The organism is Kitasatospora sp. MAP5-34 (genome assembly GCF_029894335.1).
GTDB lineage: Bacteria > Actinomycetota > Actinomycetes > Streptomycetales > Streptomycetaceae > Kitasatospora.
In genome coordinates this window covers 26,245-41,473 of the sequence record NZ_JARXZC010000021.1, presented here as the reverse complement: position 1 = coordinate 41,473, position 15,229 = coordinate 26,245, and the positions used below count along the sequence as shown (strand labels likewise).

At 71.6% G+C, this 15,229-nt stretch carries 13 protein-coding genes; 3 read left to right on the top strand and 10 right to left on the bottom strand.

Features of this window, described 5'->3' with window-relative positions; genetic code table 11:
* Nucleotides 1–20: 20 nt before the first annotated feature.
* Together P3T29_RS18570 and P3T29_RS18565 are read right to left on the bottom strand one after the other, a co-directional pair.
* Nucleotides 21–1,466 (bottom strand): NAD(P)H-hydrate dehydratase, encoded by a 1,446-nt coding sequence (locus P3T29_RS18570; RefSeq protein ID WP_280717616.1) that lies wholly within the window; start codon nt 1,464–1,466, stop codon nt 21–23.
* Between the two features lie 16 nt (nt 1,467–1,482).
* Nucleotides 1,483–1,851: a holo-ACP synthase gene (locus P3T29_RS18565; protein WP_280717615.1), complete on the bottom strand. Its 369-nt coding sequence runs from the start codon at nt 1,849–1,851 to the stop codon at nt 1,483–1,485.
* Nucleotides 1,852–1,991: 140 nt separating this feature from the next.
* Here P3T29_RS18565 and P3T29_RS18560 point away from each other — a divergent pair, with 140 nt between their 5' ends.
* Nucleotides 1,992–2,555 (top strand): Uma2 family endonuclease, encoded by a 564-nt coding sequence (locus tag P3T29_RS18560; RefSeq protein ID WP_280717614.1) that lies wholly within the window; start codon nt 1,992–1,994, stop codon nt 2,553–2,555.
* 25 nt (nt 2,556–2,580) lie between these two features.
* Here the strand turns inward: P3T29_RS18560 and glmS are convergent, their stop codons facing one another.
* On the bottom strand, nt 2,581–4,437 hold the full coding sequence (gene glmS / locus P3T29_RS18555; protein WP_280717613.1) for a glutamine--fructose-6-phosphate transaminase (isomerizing): 1,857 nt from the start codon (nt 4,435–4,437) through the stop codon (nt 2,581–2,583).
* Between the two features lie 100 nt (nt 4,438–4,537).
* Here glmS and coaA point away from each other — a divergent pair, with 100 nt between their 5' ends.
* On the top strand, nt 4,538–5,530 hold the full coding sequence (gene coaA / locus P3T29_RS18550; protein ID WP_280717612.1) for a type I pantothenate kinase: 993 nt from the start codon (nt 4,538–4,540) through the stop codon (nt 5,528–5,530).
* A 94-nt stretch (nt 5,531–5,624) separates the two neighbouring features.
* Here coaA and glmM read toward each other — a convergent pair whose 3' ends face one another.
* From glmM to P3T29_RS18530, 4 genes are all read right to left on the bottom strand, one after another.
* A complete protein-coding gene (gene glmM / locus P3T29_RS18545; protein ID WP_280717680.1) occupies nt 5,625–6,989 on the bottom strand; it encodes a phosphoglucosamine mutase in 1,365 nt (454 codons plus the stop codon).
* A 179-nt stretch (nt 6,990–7,168) separates the two neighbouring features.
* Nucleotides 7,169–7,681, bottom strand: coding sequence for a 30S ribosomal protein S9 (gene rpsI / locus P3T29_RS18540; RefSeq protein ID WP_280717611.1), 513 nt, complete (start codon nt 7,679–7,681; stop codon nt 7,169–7,171).
* A 44-nt stretch (nt 7,682–7,725) separates the two neighbouring features.
* Nucleotides 7,726–8,169 (bottom strand): 50S ribosomal protein L13, encoded by a 444-nt coding sequence (gene rplM, locus P3T29_RS18535; RefSeq protein ID WP_280717610.1) that lies wholly within the window; start codon nt 8,167–8,169, stop codon nt 7,726–7,728.
* Nucleotides 8,170–8,450: 281 nt separating this feature from the next.
* Nucleotides 8,451–10,115: an ATP-binding cassette domain-containing protein gene (locus P3T29_RS18530; RefSeq protein ID WP_280717609.1), complete on the bottom strand. Its 1,665-nt coding sequence runs from the start codon at nt 10,113–10,115 to the stop codon at nt 8,451–8,453.
* A gap of 158 nt (nt 10,116–10,273) precedes the next feature.
* Here P3T29_RS18530 and P3T29_RS18525 point away from each other — a divergent pair, with 158 nt between their 5' ends.
* Nucleotides 10,274–11,527: a cellulase family glycosylhydrolase gene (locus P3T29_RS18525; RefSeq protein WP_280717608.1), complete on the top strand. Its 1,254-nt coding sequence runs from the start codon at nt 10,274–10,276 to the stop codon at nt 11,525–11,527.
* Here P3T29_RS18525 and P3T29_RS18520 read toward each other — a convergent pair.
* Genes P3T29_RS18520 through P3T29_RS18510 form a run of 3 tightly spaced genes read right to left on the bottom strand, consistent with a single transcriptional unit; the run spans nt 11,505 to nt 15,198 of the window.
* Nucleotides 11,505–12,638 carry a glycosyltransferase family 4 protein gene (locus tag P3T29_RS18520; RefSeq protein ID WP_280717607.1) on the bottom strand — a complete coding sequence of 378 codons (1,134 nt, stop codon included), beginning with the start codon at nt 12,636–12,638 and terminating at the stop codon, nt 11,505–11,507. The two genes, P3T29_RS18525 and P3T29_RS18520, sit on opposite strands and share 23 nt — an antisense overlap.
* A complete protein-coding gene (locus tag P3T29_RS18515) occupies nt 12,635–13,918 on the bottom strand; it encodes a polysaccharide pyruvyl transferase family protein (protein WP_280717606.1) in 1,284 nt (427 codons plus the stop codon). The genes P3T29_RS18520 and P3T29_RS18515 overlap by 4 nt, the downstream gene beginning before the upstream one ends.
* Nucleotides 13,918–15,198, bottom strand: a complete 1,281-nt coding sequence (locus P3T29_RS18510; protein WP_280717605.1) for an oligosaccharide flippase family protein — start codon at nt 15,196–15,198, stop codon at nt 13,918–13,920. Before P3T29_RS18510 ends, P3T29_RS18515 begins: the two co-directional genes overlap by 1 nt.
* Nucleotides 15,199–15,229 lie beyond the last annotated feature (31 nt).

The following is a 15,229-nucleotide window of genomic DNA, read 5'->3' as shown; positions in this document are numbered from 1 at the left end:
CCGTGCGCCCGTGGGTACGTTCATCCCTGTACGGTGCGCCACGCAGTGGTAAGTGCGTCGGCCACATCCAGCGCAGTGGCAGGGACCCCGCCGGCCGCGGCCTCCCGGCCCGCCAGCCCGTGCAGGTACGCCGCCACAGCGGCCGCGTCCAGCGGGTCGAGGCCGGCCGCGAGCAGGGATCCCGCCAGCCCGGCCAGGACGTCGCCGCTGCCCGCCGTTGCCAGCCAGGGGGTGCCGGTCGGGTTGACCCGGGCCGCGCCCCTGGGGGTGGCGATCACCGTGGTCGAGCCCTTGAGCAGCACCGTCGCGCCGTACGCGGCGGCGAGCCGCCGGGCGGTCGCCAGCCGGGTGGCGGCGAGGTCGTCGGCGGCGGGCGGCGCCTCGCCGGTGGCGCCCGCGAGCAGCCGGGCGGCCTCGCCGGTGTGGGGGGTGAGCAGGGTCGGCGCGGTGCGGCCGGCCAGCGCGGCGGGGCCGAGCCTGGCCAGTTCGGTCAGGCCGTCGGCGTCCACCAGGACCGGTACGGGGCTCGCCAGGGCCTCCGCCAGCGCCTGGGCCGCGCCCTCCCCGCCGCCCGGGCCGACCACCCACGCCTGCACCCGCCCGGCCGCCGCCGGACCAGCACCGGTCACCAGCGCCTCCGGGAAGCGCCGTACCACCTCCTCGGCGGCCGTACCCGCGTACCGCACGGCACCCGCGCCACCCCGCAGCGCACCCGCCACCGCCAGCAGCGCTGCGCCCGGGTAGCGCGCCGAACCGGCGGCGATCCCGACCACCCCGCGCCGGTACTTGTCGCTCTCGGCGGAGGGGGTGGGCAGCAGCGCGACCAGGTCGGCGTGTTGCAAGGCCCGTACCGGCGCGTCGGGCAGTGTCAGCCCGAGGTCCGCCAGGTGCACCACGCCCGCGTACGACGCCCCGGGGTCGACCAGCAGCCCGGGCTTGTAGGTGCCGAACACCACCGTGACGTCGGCGCGCAGCGCCACCCCGCTCACCTCGCCGGTGTCCGGGTCGACCCCGCTGGGCACGTCCACCGCGACCACCGGGCCCCGGCGCGCCATCGCCGCGTACGGCTGCGCCTCCGGCCGCAGGCCGCCCCGGCCGCCGATGCCGACGATCCCGTCCAGCACCAGATCGGCCCGGCCGAACTCCCCCTGATCGTCCGTCACCCGGCCGCCCGCCGCCAGCAGCGCGGCCAGCCCCCCGGCATGCACCCGCCCGGGCGCGAGCAGCACGGCCCGCACGGAAGCACCACGCCGGGCCAGTCGGGCCCCCGCGTACAGCGCGTCGCCACCGTTGTCCCCGCTGCCGGCCAGCACCAGGACGCGACTCCCGTACACCCTCGGCAGCAGCCGGGCACAGGTCGCGGCGAGCCCGGCGGCGGCGCGCTGCATCAGCGTGCCCTCGGGCAGTCGGGCCATCAGCTCGGCCTCGGCGGCCCGTACCTGCTCAACCGTGTGTGCGTGGCGCACGACACCCTCCCGGGGCTCAGCCTTCGGCGATCACCACGGCCGACGCTACGCCCGCGTCGTGGCTGAGCGATACGTGCCACGAGGTGACGCCCAGTTCGGCGGCGCGCGCCGCGACCGTCCCGCTCACCCGCAGCACCGGCCGGCCGGACTCCTCGGTGTGCACCTCGGCGTCCGTCCACCGCAGGCCGGGGGGCGCGCAGAGCGCCTTGGCCAGCGCCTCCTTCGCGGCGAAGCGCGCCGCGAGCGAGGCGGTCCCCCGCCGCGCCCCGGACGGCAGGTACAGCTCGGCTTCGGTGAACAGCCGGTCGGCCATCCCGGGCGTCCGCTCCAGCGCGGCCCCGAACCGCTCGATCCCGGCCACGTCGATCCCGACCCCGATGATCACTCTGCAACTCCCTCGCGACACGCCCCTGCTGCCGGGGACCTTACGGCACACTTTCGAGTGAGAACCCATTCGATCGCCCGCCTGCGTCCGTCCGCGCACCTACCGTGTTGCGCGTACAGACCCAAGGAGGGAGAAGGGCCATGGTCGCCATGCCAGCTGTCGAACAGCCCCTGTACTCCGAGGAGGAGCAGATCCTCCAGTCGTTTCTGGAGTTGGACACCCCAGCAGGCTTCAAGGCCGAGCTGATCGAAGGGGAGATCGTCGTGACCCCACCGCCGAGCGGATCGCACGAGACGGTCTTCGCGCTGATCAACAGGCAGTTCATGCGCAAGTCGGCGGTCGAACTGGACCTCGCCGGCAACAAGGGCCTGGCCGTGCCGCGCGGCCACTACATCCCGGACGGCACGATCAGCCCGGTCGGGCACTTCGAGGATGCCGACTCCTGGGCGGACCCGACCGGAGTTCTCCTGGTCTTCGAGATCACGTCCAGCAACCCGACCAAGGACCGCGAAGCCAAGCGACGCGGTTATGCCGCCGCCAAGATCCCCTGCTATCTGCTGATCGACCGCAGCGACAGGAGCGTCACCCTGTTCACCGACCCGGCGGAGGGTGACTACCGGGCTCACTCCCAGGTGCCCTTCGGCAAGCCGCTCGACCTGCCCGCGCCGTTCTCCTTCGCCCTGGACACCGGCCCCCTGCAGTAAGCGCAAGGGGCCGGTGCCGTCGGGACTACTCCACCGTGACGGACTTCGCCAGGTTGCGCGGCTGGTCCACCTCGTGGCCCTTGGCCGTGGCCAGCTCGCAGGCGAAGACCTGGAGCGGGACGGTCGACACCAGCGGCTGCAGCAGCGTCGAGGTGGCGGGGATCCGGATCAGGTGGTCGGCGTACGGGACGACGGCCTCGTCACCCTCCTCCGCGATCACGATGGTCCGGGCGCCACGGGCCCGGATCTCCTGGATGTTGGAGACGATCTTGTCGTGCAGGATCGACCGGCCACGCGGGGACGGGACGACCACGACGACCGGCAGGCCCTCCTCGATCAGCGCGATCGGGCCGTGCTTGAGCTCGCCCGCCGCGAAGCCCTCGGCGTGCATGTACGCCAGCTCCTTGAGCTTGAGCGCACCCTCCAGCGCGACCGGGAAGCCCACGTGGCGGCCGAGGAACAGCACCGACTTGGCGTCGGCCAGCGAACGCGCCAGCTCCCGCACCGGCTCCATGGTCTCCAGGACCTGCTCGATGTGCTCGGGCGCGTCGCCCAGCTCCTTGATGACGGCGAGGATCTCGTCGCCCCACTTGGTGCCGCGCACCTGGCCCAGGTACAGCGCCACCAGGTAGCAGGCCACCAGCTGGGTCAGGAACGCCTTGGTGGACGCGACCGCGACCTCGGGGCCGGCGTGGGTGTAGAGCACCGCGTCCGACTCGCGCGGGATGGTCGAGCCGTTGGTGTTGCAGATCGCCAGCACCTTGGCGCCCTGCTCGCGGGCGTGCCGCAGGGCCATCAGGGTGTCCATGGTCTCGCCGGACTGCGAGATCGCGATGACCAGCGTGCGGCCGTCCAGGATCGGGTCCCGGTAGCGGAACTCGCTCGCGACCTCGACCTCGCAGGGGATGCGGGTCCAGTGCTCGATCGCGTACTTGGCGATCATGCCCGCGTGGAACGCGGTGCCGCAGGCGATGATGACGACCTTGTCGACCTCGCGCAGCGCCGAGTCGGAGATCCGCAGCTCGTCCAGGGTGAGGCGCCCGTCGGTGCCGATCCGGCCGAGCAGGGTGTCGGCGACGGCCTTCGGCTGCTCGGCGATCTCCTTGAGCATGAAGTAGTCGTAGCCGCCCTTCTCGGCGGCCGAGGCGTCCCAGTCCACGTGGTACTCGCGCACCTCGGCGGGGCTGCCGTCGAAGTTGGTGACGGTCACACCCTCGCGGCGCAGCTCGACCACCTGGTCCTGGCCCAGCTCGACGGCCTCGCGGGTGTACGCGATGAAGGCGGCCACGTCCGAGGCGAGGAAGTTCTCGCCCTCGCCGCGCCCGACCACCAGCGGCGAGTTCCGGCGCGCGCCGACCACCACGTCGGGGGCGTCCGCGTGCACCGCGACCAGAGTGAACGCGCCGTCCAGCTGGCGGCAGACGATCCGCATCGCCTCGGCGAGGTCACCCTCGTACGCCTCGCCCAGCAGGTGGGCGACGACCTCCGTGTCGGTCTCCGAGCGCAGCGTGTGGCCGCGCTCGGCGATGTCCGCGCGCAGCTGGGCGAAGTTCTCGATGATGCCGTTGTGCACGACCGCGACCCGCTGGGTGTCGTCCAGGTGAGGGTGGGCGTTGGCGTCCGTCGGGCCGCCGTGGGTGGCCCAGCGGGTGTGGCCGATGCCGGTGGTGCCGCCGGGGAGAGGGGTTTCGGCGAGCGACTTCTGCAGGTTGGCGAGCTTGCCCGCCCGCTTGTCGGTGGCGAGGCTCCACTGCCCGTCGGCACCCCGCGTCTGTACAGCGACCCCGGCGGAGTCGTAGCCCCGGTACTCCAGCCGCTGCAGGCCTGCGATTACTACGTCCAGGGCTGTAGCTGAGCCCACATATCCAACGATTCCGCACATGTGAGTCAGCATAAGCGGGGCCCGGGATCACCCTGGTCACGCCGGTCGCGACGCCTAGTGACCGACACCACAGCATCCACACCGCCCGGGACGGCCCACAATGGAGCATGTGCTGACCGAACTCTGTACGCGGGGCGCCCCCTCCACGCCCACCCCCTCCCCGTACGTGGATCTGAGCCGGGCCGAGTGGAGCGCCCTGCGCGAACGTACTCCTCTGCCGCTCTCGGCCGAGGAGGTCGAACGGCTGCGTGGTCTGGGCACAGCACTCGACCTGGACGAGGTCCGGGACGTGTACCTCCCGCTCTCGCGGCTGCTGAACCTGTACATCCACGCCACGCACGAGCTGCGCGGCGCCGTCGGCACCTTCCTGGACAAGCAGGACACCGAGCAGGTCCGGACGCCGTTCGTGATCGGCGTGGCCGGGTCCGTCGCGGTCGGCAAGTCGACCACCGCCCGCCTGCTGAAGGCCCTGCTGGCCCGCTGGCCGGAACACCCCCGGGTCGAGCTGGTCACCACGGACGGCTTCCTGCTGCCCAACGCGGAACTACGGCGACGCGGCCTGATGGCCAGGAAGGGCTTCCCCGAGTCGTACGACCGCCGGGCACTGATGCGGTTCGTCGCCGACGTGAAGGCGGGCAAGGAGCGGGTCTCCGCGCCCGTCTACTCGCACCTGGTCTACGACATCGTCCCGGACGAGCGGCTCGTCGTGGAGCGGCCCGACATCCTGATCGTCGAGGGCCTGAACGTCCTGCAGCCCGCCCTGCCCGGCACCGACGGCCGGACCAGGCTCGCGGTCGCCGACTACTTCGACTTCTCCATCTACGTGGACGCACGCACGGACGACATCGAGCGCTGGTACCTCGACCGCTTCAAGAAGCTCCGGGACACCGCGTTCCAGGACCCGAGCTCCTACTTCCGCCGCTTCACCGAAGTCCCGGAGGAGGAAGCGATGGAGTACGGCCGCCAGGTCTGGCGCACCATCAACAAGCCCAACCTGGTCGAGAACGTCCTCCCCAACCGCGGCCGGGCCACGCTCATCCTCCAGAAGGGCGCCGACCACAAGGTCCGCAGAGCTCTTCTTCGCAAACTCTGACGGGTAACAACAGGGGCGCGGGGAACTGCGCGAAGCGGAAGGTGCGGCGCCGTCACTTCCGATTTCGCGCAGTTCCCCGCGCCCCTGTTGTCGCTTACCCGAGGTGCGTACGTACCGCCTCGGCGAGCCGCTCCGCGACGGCCTTCGCCTGGACCTGGTCGGCGGCCTCGACCATCACGCGGACCAGCGGCTCGGTGCCGGACGACCGCAGCAGCACGCGCCCGGTGGCGCCCAGCTCGGCCTCGGCCTCGGCCACTGCGGCCTGGAGCTCGACGCAGCTGGTGACCCGGCTCTTGTCGACGCCCTTGACGTTGATCAGCAGCTGCGGCAGCCGGGTCATCACCGAGGCCAGGTCGGCCAGCGGCTGCTTGGTGGCGGCCAGCCGCGCGCCCAGCATCAGACCGGTCAGCGTGCCGTCACCGGTGGTCGCGTGGTCGAGCAGGATGACGTGGCCGGACTGCTCGCCGCCGAGGGCGAAGCCGTGCTGCTTCATCTCCTCCAGCACGTACCGGTCGCCGACCGAGGTCTGCACGAGCTCGATGCCCTCGCGCTCCATGGCCAGCTTGAAGCCCAGGTTGGACATCACGGTGGCGACGGCGGTGTTGCGGCGCAGGGTGCCGGCCTCGCGCATGGCGACGGCGAGGATGGCGAGGATCTGGTCGCCGTCCACCTCCTCGCCCTCGGCGTCGGCGGCCAGGCAGCGGTCGGCGTCGCCGTCGAGGGCGATGCCGAGGTCGGCCTTGTGCTCGCGCATCGCGACCCGCAGCTTGTCCAGGTGGGTGGAGCCGACGCCGTCGTTGATGTTGAGGCCGTTGGGCTCGGCGCCCAGGGTGTAGACCACCTCGGCACCGGCCCGGGCGAACGCCTCGGGGGCGACCCGGGCGGCGGCGCCGTGCGCGCCGTCGATGACGACCTTGACCCCGTCCAGCCGGTTCGGCAGCACGGCGACCAGGTGGGCGACGTACCGGTCGAAGCCCTCGGTGTACTGGCGGACCCGGCCGACGGCCGCGCCGGTGGGGCGCTTCCAGTCCTCGCCGCCGACGCCGTAGCGCTGGTAGTGCGCCTCGATGGCGTCCTCGATGGCGTCGTCCAGCTTGTGCCCGCCGCGTGCCAGGAACTTGATGCCGTTGTCGGGCATCGCGTTGTGGCTGGCGGAGAGCATCACGCCGAAGTCCGCGCCGAGCGCGCCCGTGAGATACGCCACGGCCGGGGTCGGCAGCACGCCGACCTTCAGCACGTCGACACCCGCGCTCGCCAGGCCGGCGATCACGGCGGCCTCCAGGAACTCCCCGGACGCGCGCGGGTCGCGGCCGACCACCGCGACCGGGCGGTGCCCGTCGAAAGCCCCGGCGTCGCCGAGCACGTGCGAGGCGGCCACCGAGAGGCCGAGTGCCAGTTCGGCGGTCAGGCCCTCGTTGGCCACACCACGTACGCCATCAGTACCGAAGAGTCGTCCCACAGCCTGGTCCTCCGTCATGCCGCCCAGTACCAAATGTTCCACTGTCTTCCCGGCCTCCGCACCGGCGCGCGGGAAGAGAAAGCACGACGCCCCGGAGCACACGGGGTGCTCCGGGGCGTACGACTGCACCCAACGGGGGTGCGAACCATCGCAGATGGTACGCCCCCCGGCGGAGGTGCTTAGCGCTTGCTGTACTGCGGGGCCTTACGGGCCTTCTTGAGACCGGCCTTCTTGCGCTCGACGGCACGCGCGTCACGCATCAGGAAACCAGCCTTCTTGAGGGCGGCGCGGTTGTTGTCCACGTCGGCCTCGTTCAGGGCGCGGGCCACGCCGAGGCGCAGCGCGTAGGCCTGACCGGAGACGCCGCCACCCGAGATGCGGGCGACAACGTCGTAACGGCCGTCGAGCTCAAGGAGCTTGAACGGCTCGTTGACGGTCTGCTGGTGCACCTTGTTGGGGAAGTAGTTCTCCAGGGTGCGACCGTTGATCTTCCACTTGCCGGTGCCCGGGACGATCCGCACGCGGGCGATCGCCTCCTTGCGACGGCCGAGGCCGGCGCCGGGGATGGCCTCGCCGAAGCGACCGGCAAGCGACTCGGAGGTGTAAGGCTCCTCCGAGGTGTACTCCTCGACGTTCTCGTCGACGAAGTCGACCTCAACCTCGAGGGGGGTCTCAATGGCAGTCTCGGCCACGGTGTTCCTCAGCTTCTCAGTGATGGGGGGGCTTGTGGCCGGAATTACTGCGCGACCTGGGTGATCTCGAACGGCACCGGCTGCTGGGCAGCGTGGGGGTGCACATCGCCCGAGTAGACCTTCAGCTTCGAGAGCATCTGGCGACCCAGAGTGTTCTTGGGGATCATGCCCTTGATGGCCTTCTCGACGGCCTTCTCGGGGTTCTCGTCCATGAGCTTGTCGTAGCGCACCGAGCGGAGACCGCCCGGGAAACCGGAGTGGCGGTAGGCCATCTTCTGGTTCTTCTTGTTACCGGACAGGTGCACCTTGTCGGCGTTGATGATGACGACGAAGTCACCCATGTCCATGTGCGGCGCGTAGATCGCCTTGTGCTTGCCCCGGAGGAGGTTGGCGGCCTGGGAAGCCAGGCGGCCGAGCACGACGTCTTGCGCGTCGATGACGTACCACTGACGGGTGACGTCGCCGGGCTTGGGGCTGTACGTACGCACGGTCGTAGCCTTCGCTTTTCAGTGAGTGAGTCCTGACAGGAGCACCTGGCGAAGAGATCAGCCTGGTCCCGCTTAGGACGCAATCCAAGGGGGAGCCGCTGGTCATCGGCCTGGTGTCTCCGGCGTACCGACCTCTCACGTGAGATGGAGCGAGCCAATACGCACAACAAGCGCCCAGCCTACCGGGCCGGACGGTGAGGGTCAAAAACGGTCGGCGGTGACGTCCGCGACGACGCCTCCCGGGCCGCCTCCGGCGACGTCAGCGATCACGTCCGATCACGTCACCGGTCACGTACGACCCGGGCTTCGTCCCAGACCGGCTCGGGTGCTTCGTAGACCCTGCCGTCCGAGCCGAAGACCAGGAAGCGGTCGAAGGTGCGGGCGAACCAGCGGTCGTGCGTCACGCACAGCACCGTGCCGTCGAACGCCTCCAGGCCCTCCTGCAGCGCCTCCGCGCTCTCCAGGTCGAGGTTGTCCGTCGGCTCGTCCAGCAGCAGCGCGGTGACACCGGAGAGCTCCAGCTTGAGGATCATCAGCCGGGCCTGCTGGCCGCCGGAGAGCGACTCGAACTTCTGCTCCTCCTGCTTGTCCAGCTCGTACCGGCGCAGCACGCCCATCGCGGCCTTGCGGTCGAGCGCGTGCTCCTCCTCGACGATCGACCGGACGGTCCGGCCGAACAGCTCGGGGTGGGCGTGGGTCTGCCGGAAGTGGCCGGGGACGACCCGGGCGCCGAGCTTCCAGCTGCCGCCGTGGGCGACGGAGGTGTCGCCCGCCAGCATCCGCAGGAAGTGCGACTTGCCGGAGCCGTTGGAGCCGAGCACCGCGACCCGCTCGCCGTAGAAGACCTCCAGGTCGAAGGGCTTCATCAGGCCGGAGAGCTCCAGCTTCTCCAGGGTGAACGCGCGGACGCCCGTCCGGCCGCCCTTGAGGCGCATGCTGATGGACTGCTCGCGCGGGGGCTCCTCCGGGCGGCCGGCCTCCTCGAACTTCTTCAGCCGGGTCTGCGCGGCGGCGTAGCGGGTGGCCAGCGCATGGCTGATCGAGGCCGCCTGGCGCAGGGTGACCACCAGCTTCTTGAGCTTGGCGTGCTCCTCGTCCCAGCGCCGGCCGAGCTCCTCGAAGCGGGCGAAGCGCTCCTTGCGGGCCGCGTGGAAGGACTCGAAACCGCCGCCGTGCACCCAGACGCTGCTGCCGCCGCCCCCGAAGCCCGACTCGACACTGATGATCTTGTCGGCGGAGCGGGAGAGCAGCTCGCGGTCGTGCGAGATGAACAGCACGGTCTTCGAGGTGGCCTTGATGGCCTCCTCCAGCCAGCGCTTGCCCGGGACGTCCAGGTAGTTGTCCGGCTCGTCGAGCAGCAGCACCTCGTCGGGGCCGCGCAGCAGCGCCTCCAGGACGAGCCGCTTCTGCTCACCGCCGGAGAGCGTGTTCAGGCCCCGGAACTGGGCCCGGTCGAAGGGCATCCCGAGCGCCGCCATGGTGCAGACGTCCCAGGTGGTCTCGTACTCGTAGCCGCCGACGTCCGCCCAGTCGGAGAGCGCCTGCGCGTACGCCATCTGCGACTTCTCGTCGTCCTGGGCCATCATCGCCAGCTCGGCGGCGTCGACGGCCCGCGCGGCCACCGCTATCCGGGGCGGGGCGACGGAGACCAGCAGGTCGCGGACGGAGGCGTCGGGCGCCAGCGCCCCGGGCGTCTCTCGCTGGTCCTCCCTGCCGGTGGTGCCGACGAACTGGCGCATCACGCCGAGCCCGCCGGTGACCGTGACGGTGCCACCGTGCGGCTGGGTGTCCCCCGCGATCATGCGCAGCAGGGTGGTCTTGCCGGCGCCGTTGGCGCCGACCAGCGCGACGGCGGAGCCCTCGCCGACCCGGAAGGACGCGTCGTCGAACAGCACCCGCCCGTCCGGCAGGTAGTACTCAAGGTGCGAAATCTCGACGTGTCCCATGCCCGGATTGTGCCTCGGGTGCTCTCCCGCTCCAAAATCAATTACCGAATCCGCCGTCCGGCACCCGAGGCGGCTGACGGTCAGTCAATTCAGGACAAAGGGGATGCGGGGGACGCCACTCGAACGAGCCATCGGCCCCCCTGACTAGGCTGTGGCGCATGCAACCGAGCAAACGTCAGCGGCTGGTGGTGGCGCTGATCGCCTTCGTGGTGTCACTGCTGGCGACGATCCTGGCCGGTTCGTTCCCGTCCTCCTCCTCCCCGTCCCAGCCCTCCCGGTCCCCCTCGCCGAGTCACCCGGCGCCCTCCGCCTCCGGGACGGCGGGCGCGGCCGGGTCGGCCGACCAGCTGCGGATCGGCATCGCCTACGGCGACAGCCTCACCTGGAAGTCGGACCAGGATCTGGCGGTCGGGCTCGACGACGCGGTCAACTCCGGTGCGAAGTGGGTGCGGGTCGACCTGTCCTGGAACAACATCCAGCCGGACAACGCCACCCACTACGAGTGGCAGCGCTTCGACCGGATCGTCAAGGCCGCCGACACCCGCAAGCTGCAGGTGCTGGCGACCATCGCCTACACCCCGGGGTGGGCCCGCAAGCCCGGCTGCGGCAATGACCCGTCCTGCCCGCCGGCCAGACCGGCGGCCTTCGCCGCGTTCGCCAAGGCCACCGCCCAGCGGTACGCGCCGATGGGCGTGCACACCTGGGAGATCTGGAACGAGCCGAACCTGCCGTTCTGGGCGCCCAAGCCGGACCCGGCCGGGTACACCGAGTTGCTCACCGCCACCAGCCAGGCGCTGCGCGCGGCGGACCCGAAGGCGTTCATCCTGATGGGCGGGCTCGCGGCGGTGGGCACCGACCCGTCCAGCGGGTACGTGTCCCAGTCCGAGTTCCTGGCCGCCGTGTGCCAGCTGGGCGCCAACAAGGTGGTGGACGCGATCAGCTACCACCCGTACACGTACCCGTACCTGCCGAGCGCCAAGACCGACTTCGGGACGGCGATGGAGCAGATCAGCAGCACCAAGGACAACCTGGTCGGGGTGCTGGCCGCCAACGGCACGCCGAACCTGCCGATCTGGCTCACCGAGACCGGGGCACCGACCGACGGGCCCGGCAGCGCCACGGACGGGACGTCGATCACGGCGGACACCACCCACGTGTCCGAGGCGTACCAGGCGAAGATCGCCGCCGACACGGTGCCCGCCGCAGCGGCCAACCCGCATGTCGGCGCGGTGTTCTGGTTCGCCGACCAGGACGCCGGGACGGACAAGGACCGCCAGCACCGGTCGCTGTTCTACGGCCTCCGGCACTACGACGGCACGCCGAAGCCCGCGCTCCAGGCGTGGAAGGATGCCATCTCCGCCTACGAGCAGCGGCACCCCTCGCAGGCCGCTACGCCGACCGGAACAGGCTGAGGTAGCGCGCCATCAGCCCGTCCCAGGCATAGCGTTCCACCGCCCGGCGCCGCCCCGCCCCGGCCAGCCGGTCCGCCAGACCGCCGTCCTCCAGGACCCGGCGACAGGCCGTGGCCAGTGCGCCCGGGTCGCCCGGGGGGACCAGCAGCCCGGTCTCACCGTCCGTGATCACGTGCGGGATCCCGCCCACTTCGGAGCCGACCACCGGAGTACCGCAGGCCATCGCCTCGACCAGGGCCATCCCGAAGGACTCGGCCTCGGTACGGGAGGGCAGCACCAGCAGCGCGGCCGTCCGGACCTCGGCGACCAGCGCATCGCCGGTCAGCTCGCCCACGGCGTCGACGCGGTCGGCGACCCCCAGCCGCCCGGCGAGCGCGAGATGGTCGGGCACCGCGTCGCCGCCGCCCACCAGGCGCAGCCTGGCGCCGGGCAGCTCGGCCAGCTCGGCGAAGGCCCGGACCAGCACGTCGACGCCCTTCCAGGCCGAGGTGCGGTCCATCCGTCCGACGTAGAGGACGGTCCGGGGGCGGCCCGAGGCCGGCTCCCCCGGGGTGAAGCGGTCGGTGTCCACCCCCGGAGTGATCTCCACGGCGTGCGGGCGGCCGGCCGCCAGCGAGACCGGGGACACCGCGACCAGGCGCCGGGCCCGGCGGAAGACCCGGGGCAGCAGGTGCCGTTCGTACAGGCCGATGACGCGGTCCGCCGCGCCGCTGCCCGGCTCGCCCTTGTGCATCGAACCGGCGTGGTAGGTGAGCACGACGGGCCGCCGGCCGGACATCGCGACGGCGAGATCCCCGAGGCCGGGCACCGGCGCGTGGGCGTTCACCACCTCGGCCCCCGTCCGGCGCAGCCAGTAGCGCAGCTGGACCGGCCAGAGCGGGCTGAGCGGCGTGTTCGACAGCCGCAGCCACGCGCCGAGCCGGACGACCTGGACCCCGTCCTCGGTGGAGACCGTGGTGCGGAGCCCGTCCGGGCGGGTGGTGATGACCACCGGCCGGAGATCGGGCGCGGCGGCGAGGGCGGCGGCGATCCGGGCCGCGTAGCTCTCCACCCCACCGATCTTGGGCGGGTAGTACGGCGCGACCACCGCCACCGTCCGGCGGGCGCTCATGTCGCCGCCCCGGCCTCGACCACCTCACGTCCGGCGGCCACCGCCGTCCGGAGGAGGTCCGGGAAGCGCTCCGCGTCGCCGACGTAGGCGGGGACGCGCTGCTGGAGCACGGCCCGGTACTCCTCCTCGCCGGCCTGGAGAGCGGTCACCCGCTCCATCAGCCGGGCGTACGTCACCTCCGCGATCGGGAGCACCCACTCAGCCAGGCCGAGGTCGGCCATGATGCCCCGGGTCTTGTGCTCGTACTCGATCGCGATGCAGGGCACGCCACCGGTGAGCGAGAAGATCACCGAGTGGAAGCGGGTGCCGATCAGGAAGGTGCACTCGTCGTAGAGGCTCTTGATCTCCCGGTAGTCGACCCGGTCGTCGACCCGGAGCGGGACGCTGGTGCAGTGGGCCGCTATCCGGCTCTCGACGATCCGGTCGTCGTCGCCGAGGTAGTCGGTGCTCACCTGCGGTATCAGGACCACCCGGACGCCGTCCGCCTGGATCGTGTCGATCGTCTCGGCGAGGGCCCGCTCGTAGCGGTCCTGGCCCGCCCGGTCGAGCCAGCGGCGCGCGGTGACCCCCACCAGGGGCTGCTCCCGGTCTAGGCCGAGCAGGGCACGCCAGTCGGTGGAGGGGCTCGGTGCGAAGGCGAAGCCGGCGTCGACCGCCCGCCGGATCTGCCGCTCCGGCAGGCCGCAGTCCCTCAGCTCGTTGACGCTCACGTCCTCGCGGGCCAGCACCAGGGCGGCCCGGTGCAGCGTGCGGCGGACCAGCCAGCGCTGCGACCTGGCGGGGAACGGCCCGAAGGACTGCGGCGCGAACACCACCGGTGTCGCCGTCAGCTGGGCCAGCAGTACCGGCAGCAGCACGAAGAAGATGTTCTGGTAGCCGTCCAGCCCGGGCCGGGCCAGCAGGTAGCCGCCGCCCATGGAGACCACCAGGTCCGCGTCGAGGACTGCGGCGGCCTCCCGGCGGGCCTCGGCGGGCAGCAGCCGTAGCAGCAGTGACCGGGTGAACACCGGCAGGACCAGGTAGGCCACGGCGATCTGGGCCGCCGCGAGCCGGCGCACGATGCGGCGGAGCCGCGAAACCTCGCCGTCGGCGACATAACGGCGGATGGAGCCGAGGTTGGCCGCTCCCTCGAAGGAGGGGTGGACGGTGGCGTCCTCCATCCCGGCGACCTCTACCCGGGCCCCCGGGAACGCCTCCCGGATGTGCCGCAGACAGACCGACAGGAGCGCGGCGTCACCGGCGTTCCCCCGGACGTACGCGTTGACGACAACGATGTTCACTACGACAGACTCCCTGGTCGAACAGGACTTGCCCCGGCCCGGCCGAGCTGCGGCGCGCCCGGCCGACGCGCCACCACCGCACGGCCGCCCAGCAGGGCGATCGCGGCGTACACCCCCGACACGAGGTTGCCGACGCCCCAGGCCCAGCCCACCCACACCAGGCCACGGGGTGCCCAGACGGCCGCCAGGCCGATGGCGACGACGGCGACGAGGACGTTGCTGAGGATCAGGTGGGTCATCTGCCCGGCCAGTTTCAGCGCGAAGCTCGCCCAGGTGTTGAGCGCGACGGCCAGGGCCCCCACGGCGAGCACCACCAGCACACCCTGCGCCCGGGACTCGTAGGCGCCCCCGAAGATCCGCAGCAGCAGCCCGCTGCCCAGCGCGACCACGGCGACCGCCGGCACCTGCACGGCGGTCAGGATGACGGCCGAGCGCCGGAGCAGCTCGCCGAACCGCGACTCGTCGGAGGAGACCTCGGCGAAGACCGCCTCGCCGACGGCCGCCGACACCGCGTGCAGCAGGCTGGCGATCTGGAAGGCGACGTAGTAGTAGCCCGCCTCGGCCGTGCCCAGCCGTTGCAGCAGGATCAGCGGGATCACCAGCAGTGGCAACAGGTTGAGCAGGCTGGAGACGTAGCTCGCCGCCGAAAACCCGAGGTTCTCGCGCATCCGGGTGCCCCTGGTCCGGAAGTCGAACCGGAAGCCGAGCCGGCTCCGCATCAGGAGCAGCGAGGCGACCAGCGCCACCGCGTACCCGCCGCCGACCGACGTCAGGATGCCGAAGGCTCCGAAGCCGGCCAGCCCGACCGGCAGCGCGAGCTTGGCGATCCCCTGGAGCAGCCCGTCGACCAGCACGTTGTACTGCGGCAGGCGCGCGCCGATGAAGACCGAGTCGGTCAGCATGTTCGCGGCCGCGCAGACGCAGAACAGCACGAAGGCGGCCTCCCCCAGCAGGTGGTCCCGCACGAAGAGCAGCTTCGGGCCGTAGAGCGGCAGGCCGAGCAGATAGAGCACGCCCGCGAGGAACGCGACACCGCCGACCAGCACGATCGACTGGGTGAGCTGCCCGTTGCGGGACTCCTCGGGGGCCGGGAAGCGGACCAGCGTGCTGTTCAGCCCAAACATGCTCAGGTAGGCGAGCAGCGAGGTCGCCGAGATCAGCGAGGTCGCCAGGCCCACCTCGCCGGGCGTGTACAGCCGCGCGACGACGACCCAGAACAGGAAGCCCAGGCCGGCCGTGGTCACCGAGGACGCCAGCAGGAAGAAGGAGCTGCGGTACACCTGATCCGGGGGGCGCGCGTGTCTGCCCCGG

Coding starts and splice junctions, on each gene's coding strand:
- P3T29_RS18560 (WP_280717614.1), top strand. CDS start 1,992: ATGGTCGCCATGCCAGCTGTCGAACAGCCCCTGTACTCCGAGGAGGAG.
- glmS (WP_280717613.1), bottom strand. CDS start 4,437: ATGTGCGGAATCGTTGGATATGTGGGCTCAGCTACAGCCCTGGACGTA.
- coaA (WP_280717612.1), top strand. CDS start 4,538: ATGGAGCATGTGCTGACCGAACTCTGTACGCGGGGCGCCCCCTCCACG.
- P3T29_RS18530 (WP_280717609.1), bottom strand. CDS start 10,115: ATGGGACACGTCGAGATTTCGCACCTTGAGTACTACCTGCCGGACGGG.
- P3T29_RS18525 (WP_280717608.1), top strand. CDS start 10,274: ATGCAACCGAGCAAACGTCAGCGGCTGGTGGTGGCGCTGATCGCCTTC.
- P3T29_RS18520 (WP_280717607.1), bottom strand. CDS start 12,638: ATGAGCGCCCGCCGGACGGTGGCGGTGGTCGCGCCGTACTACCCGCCC.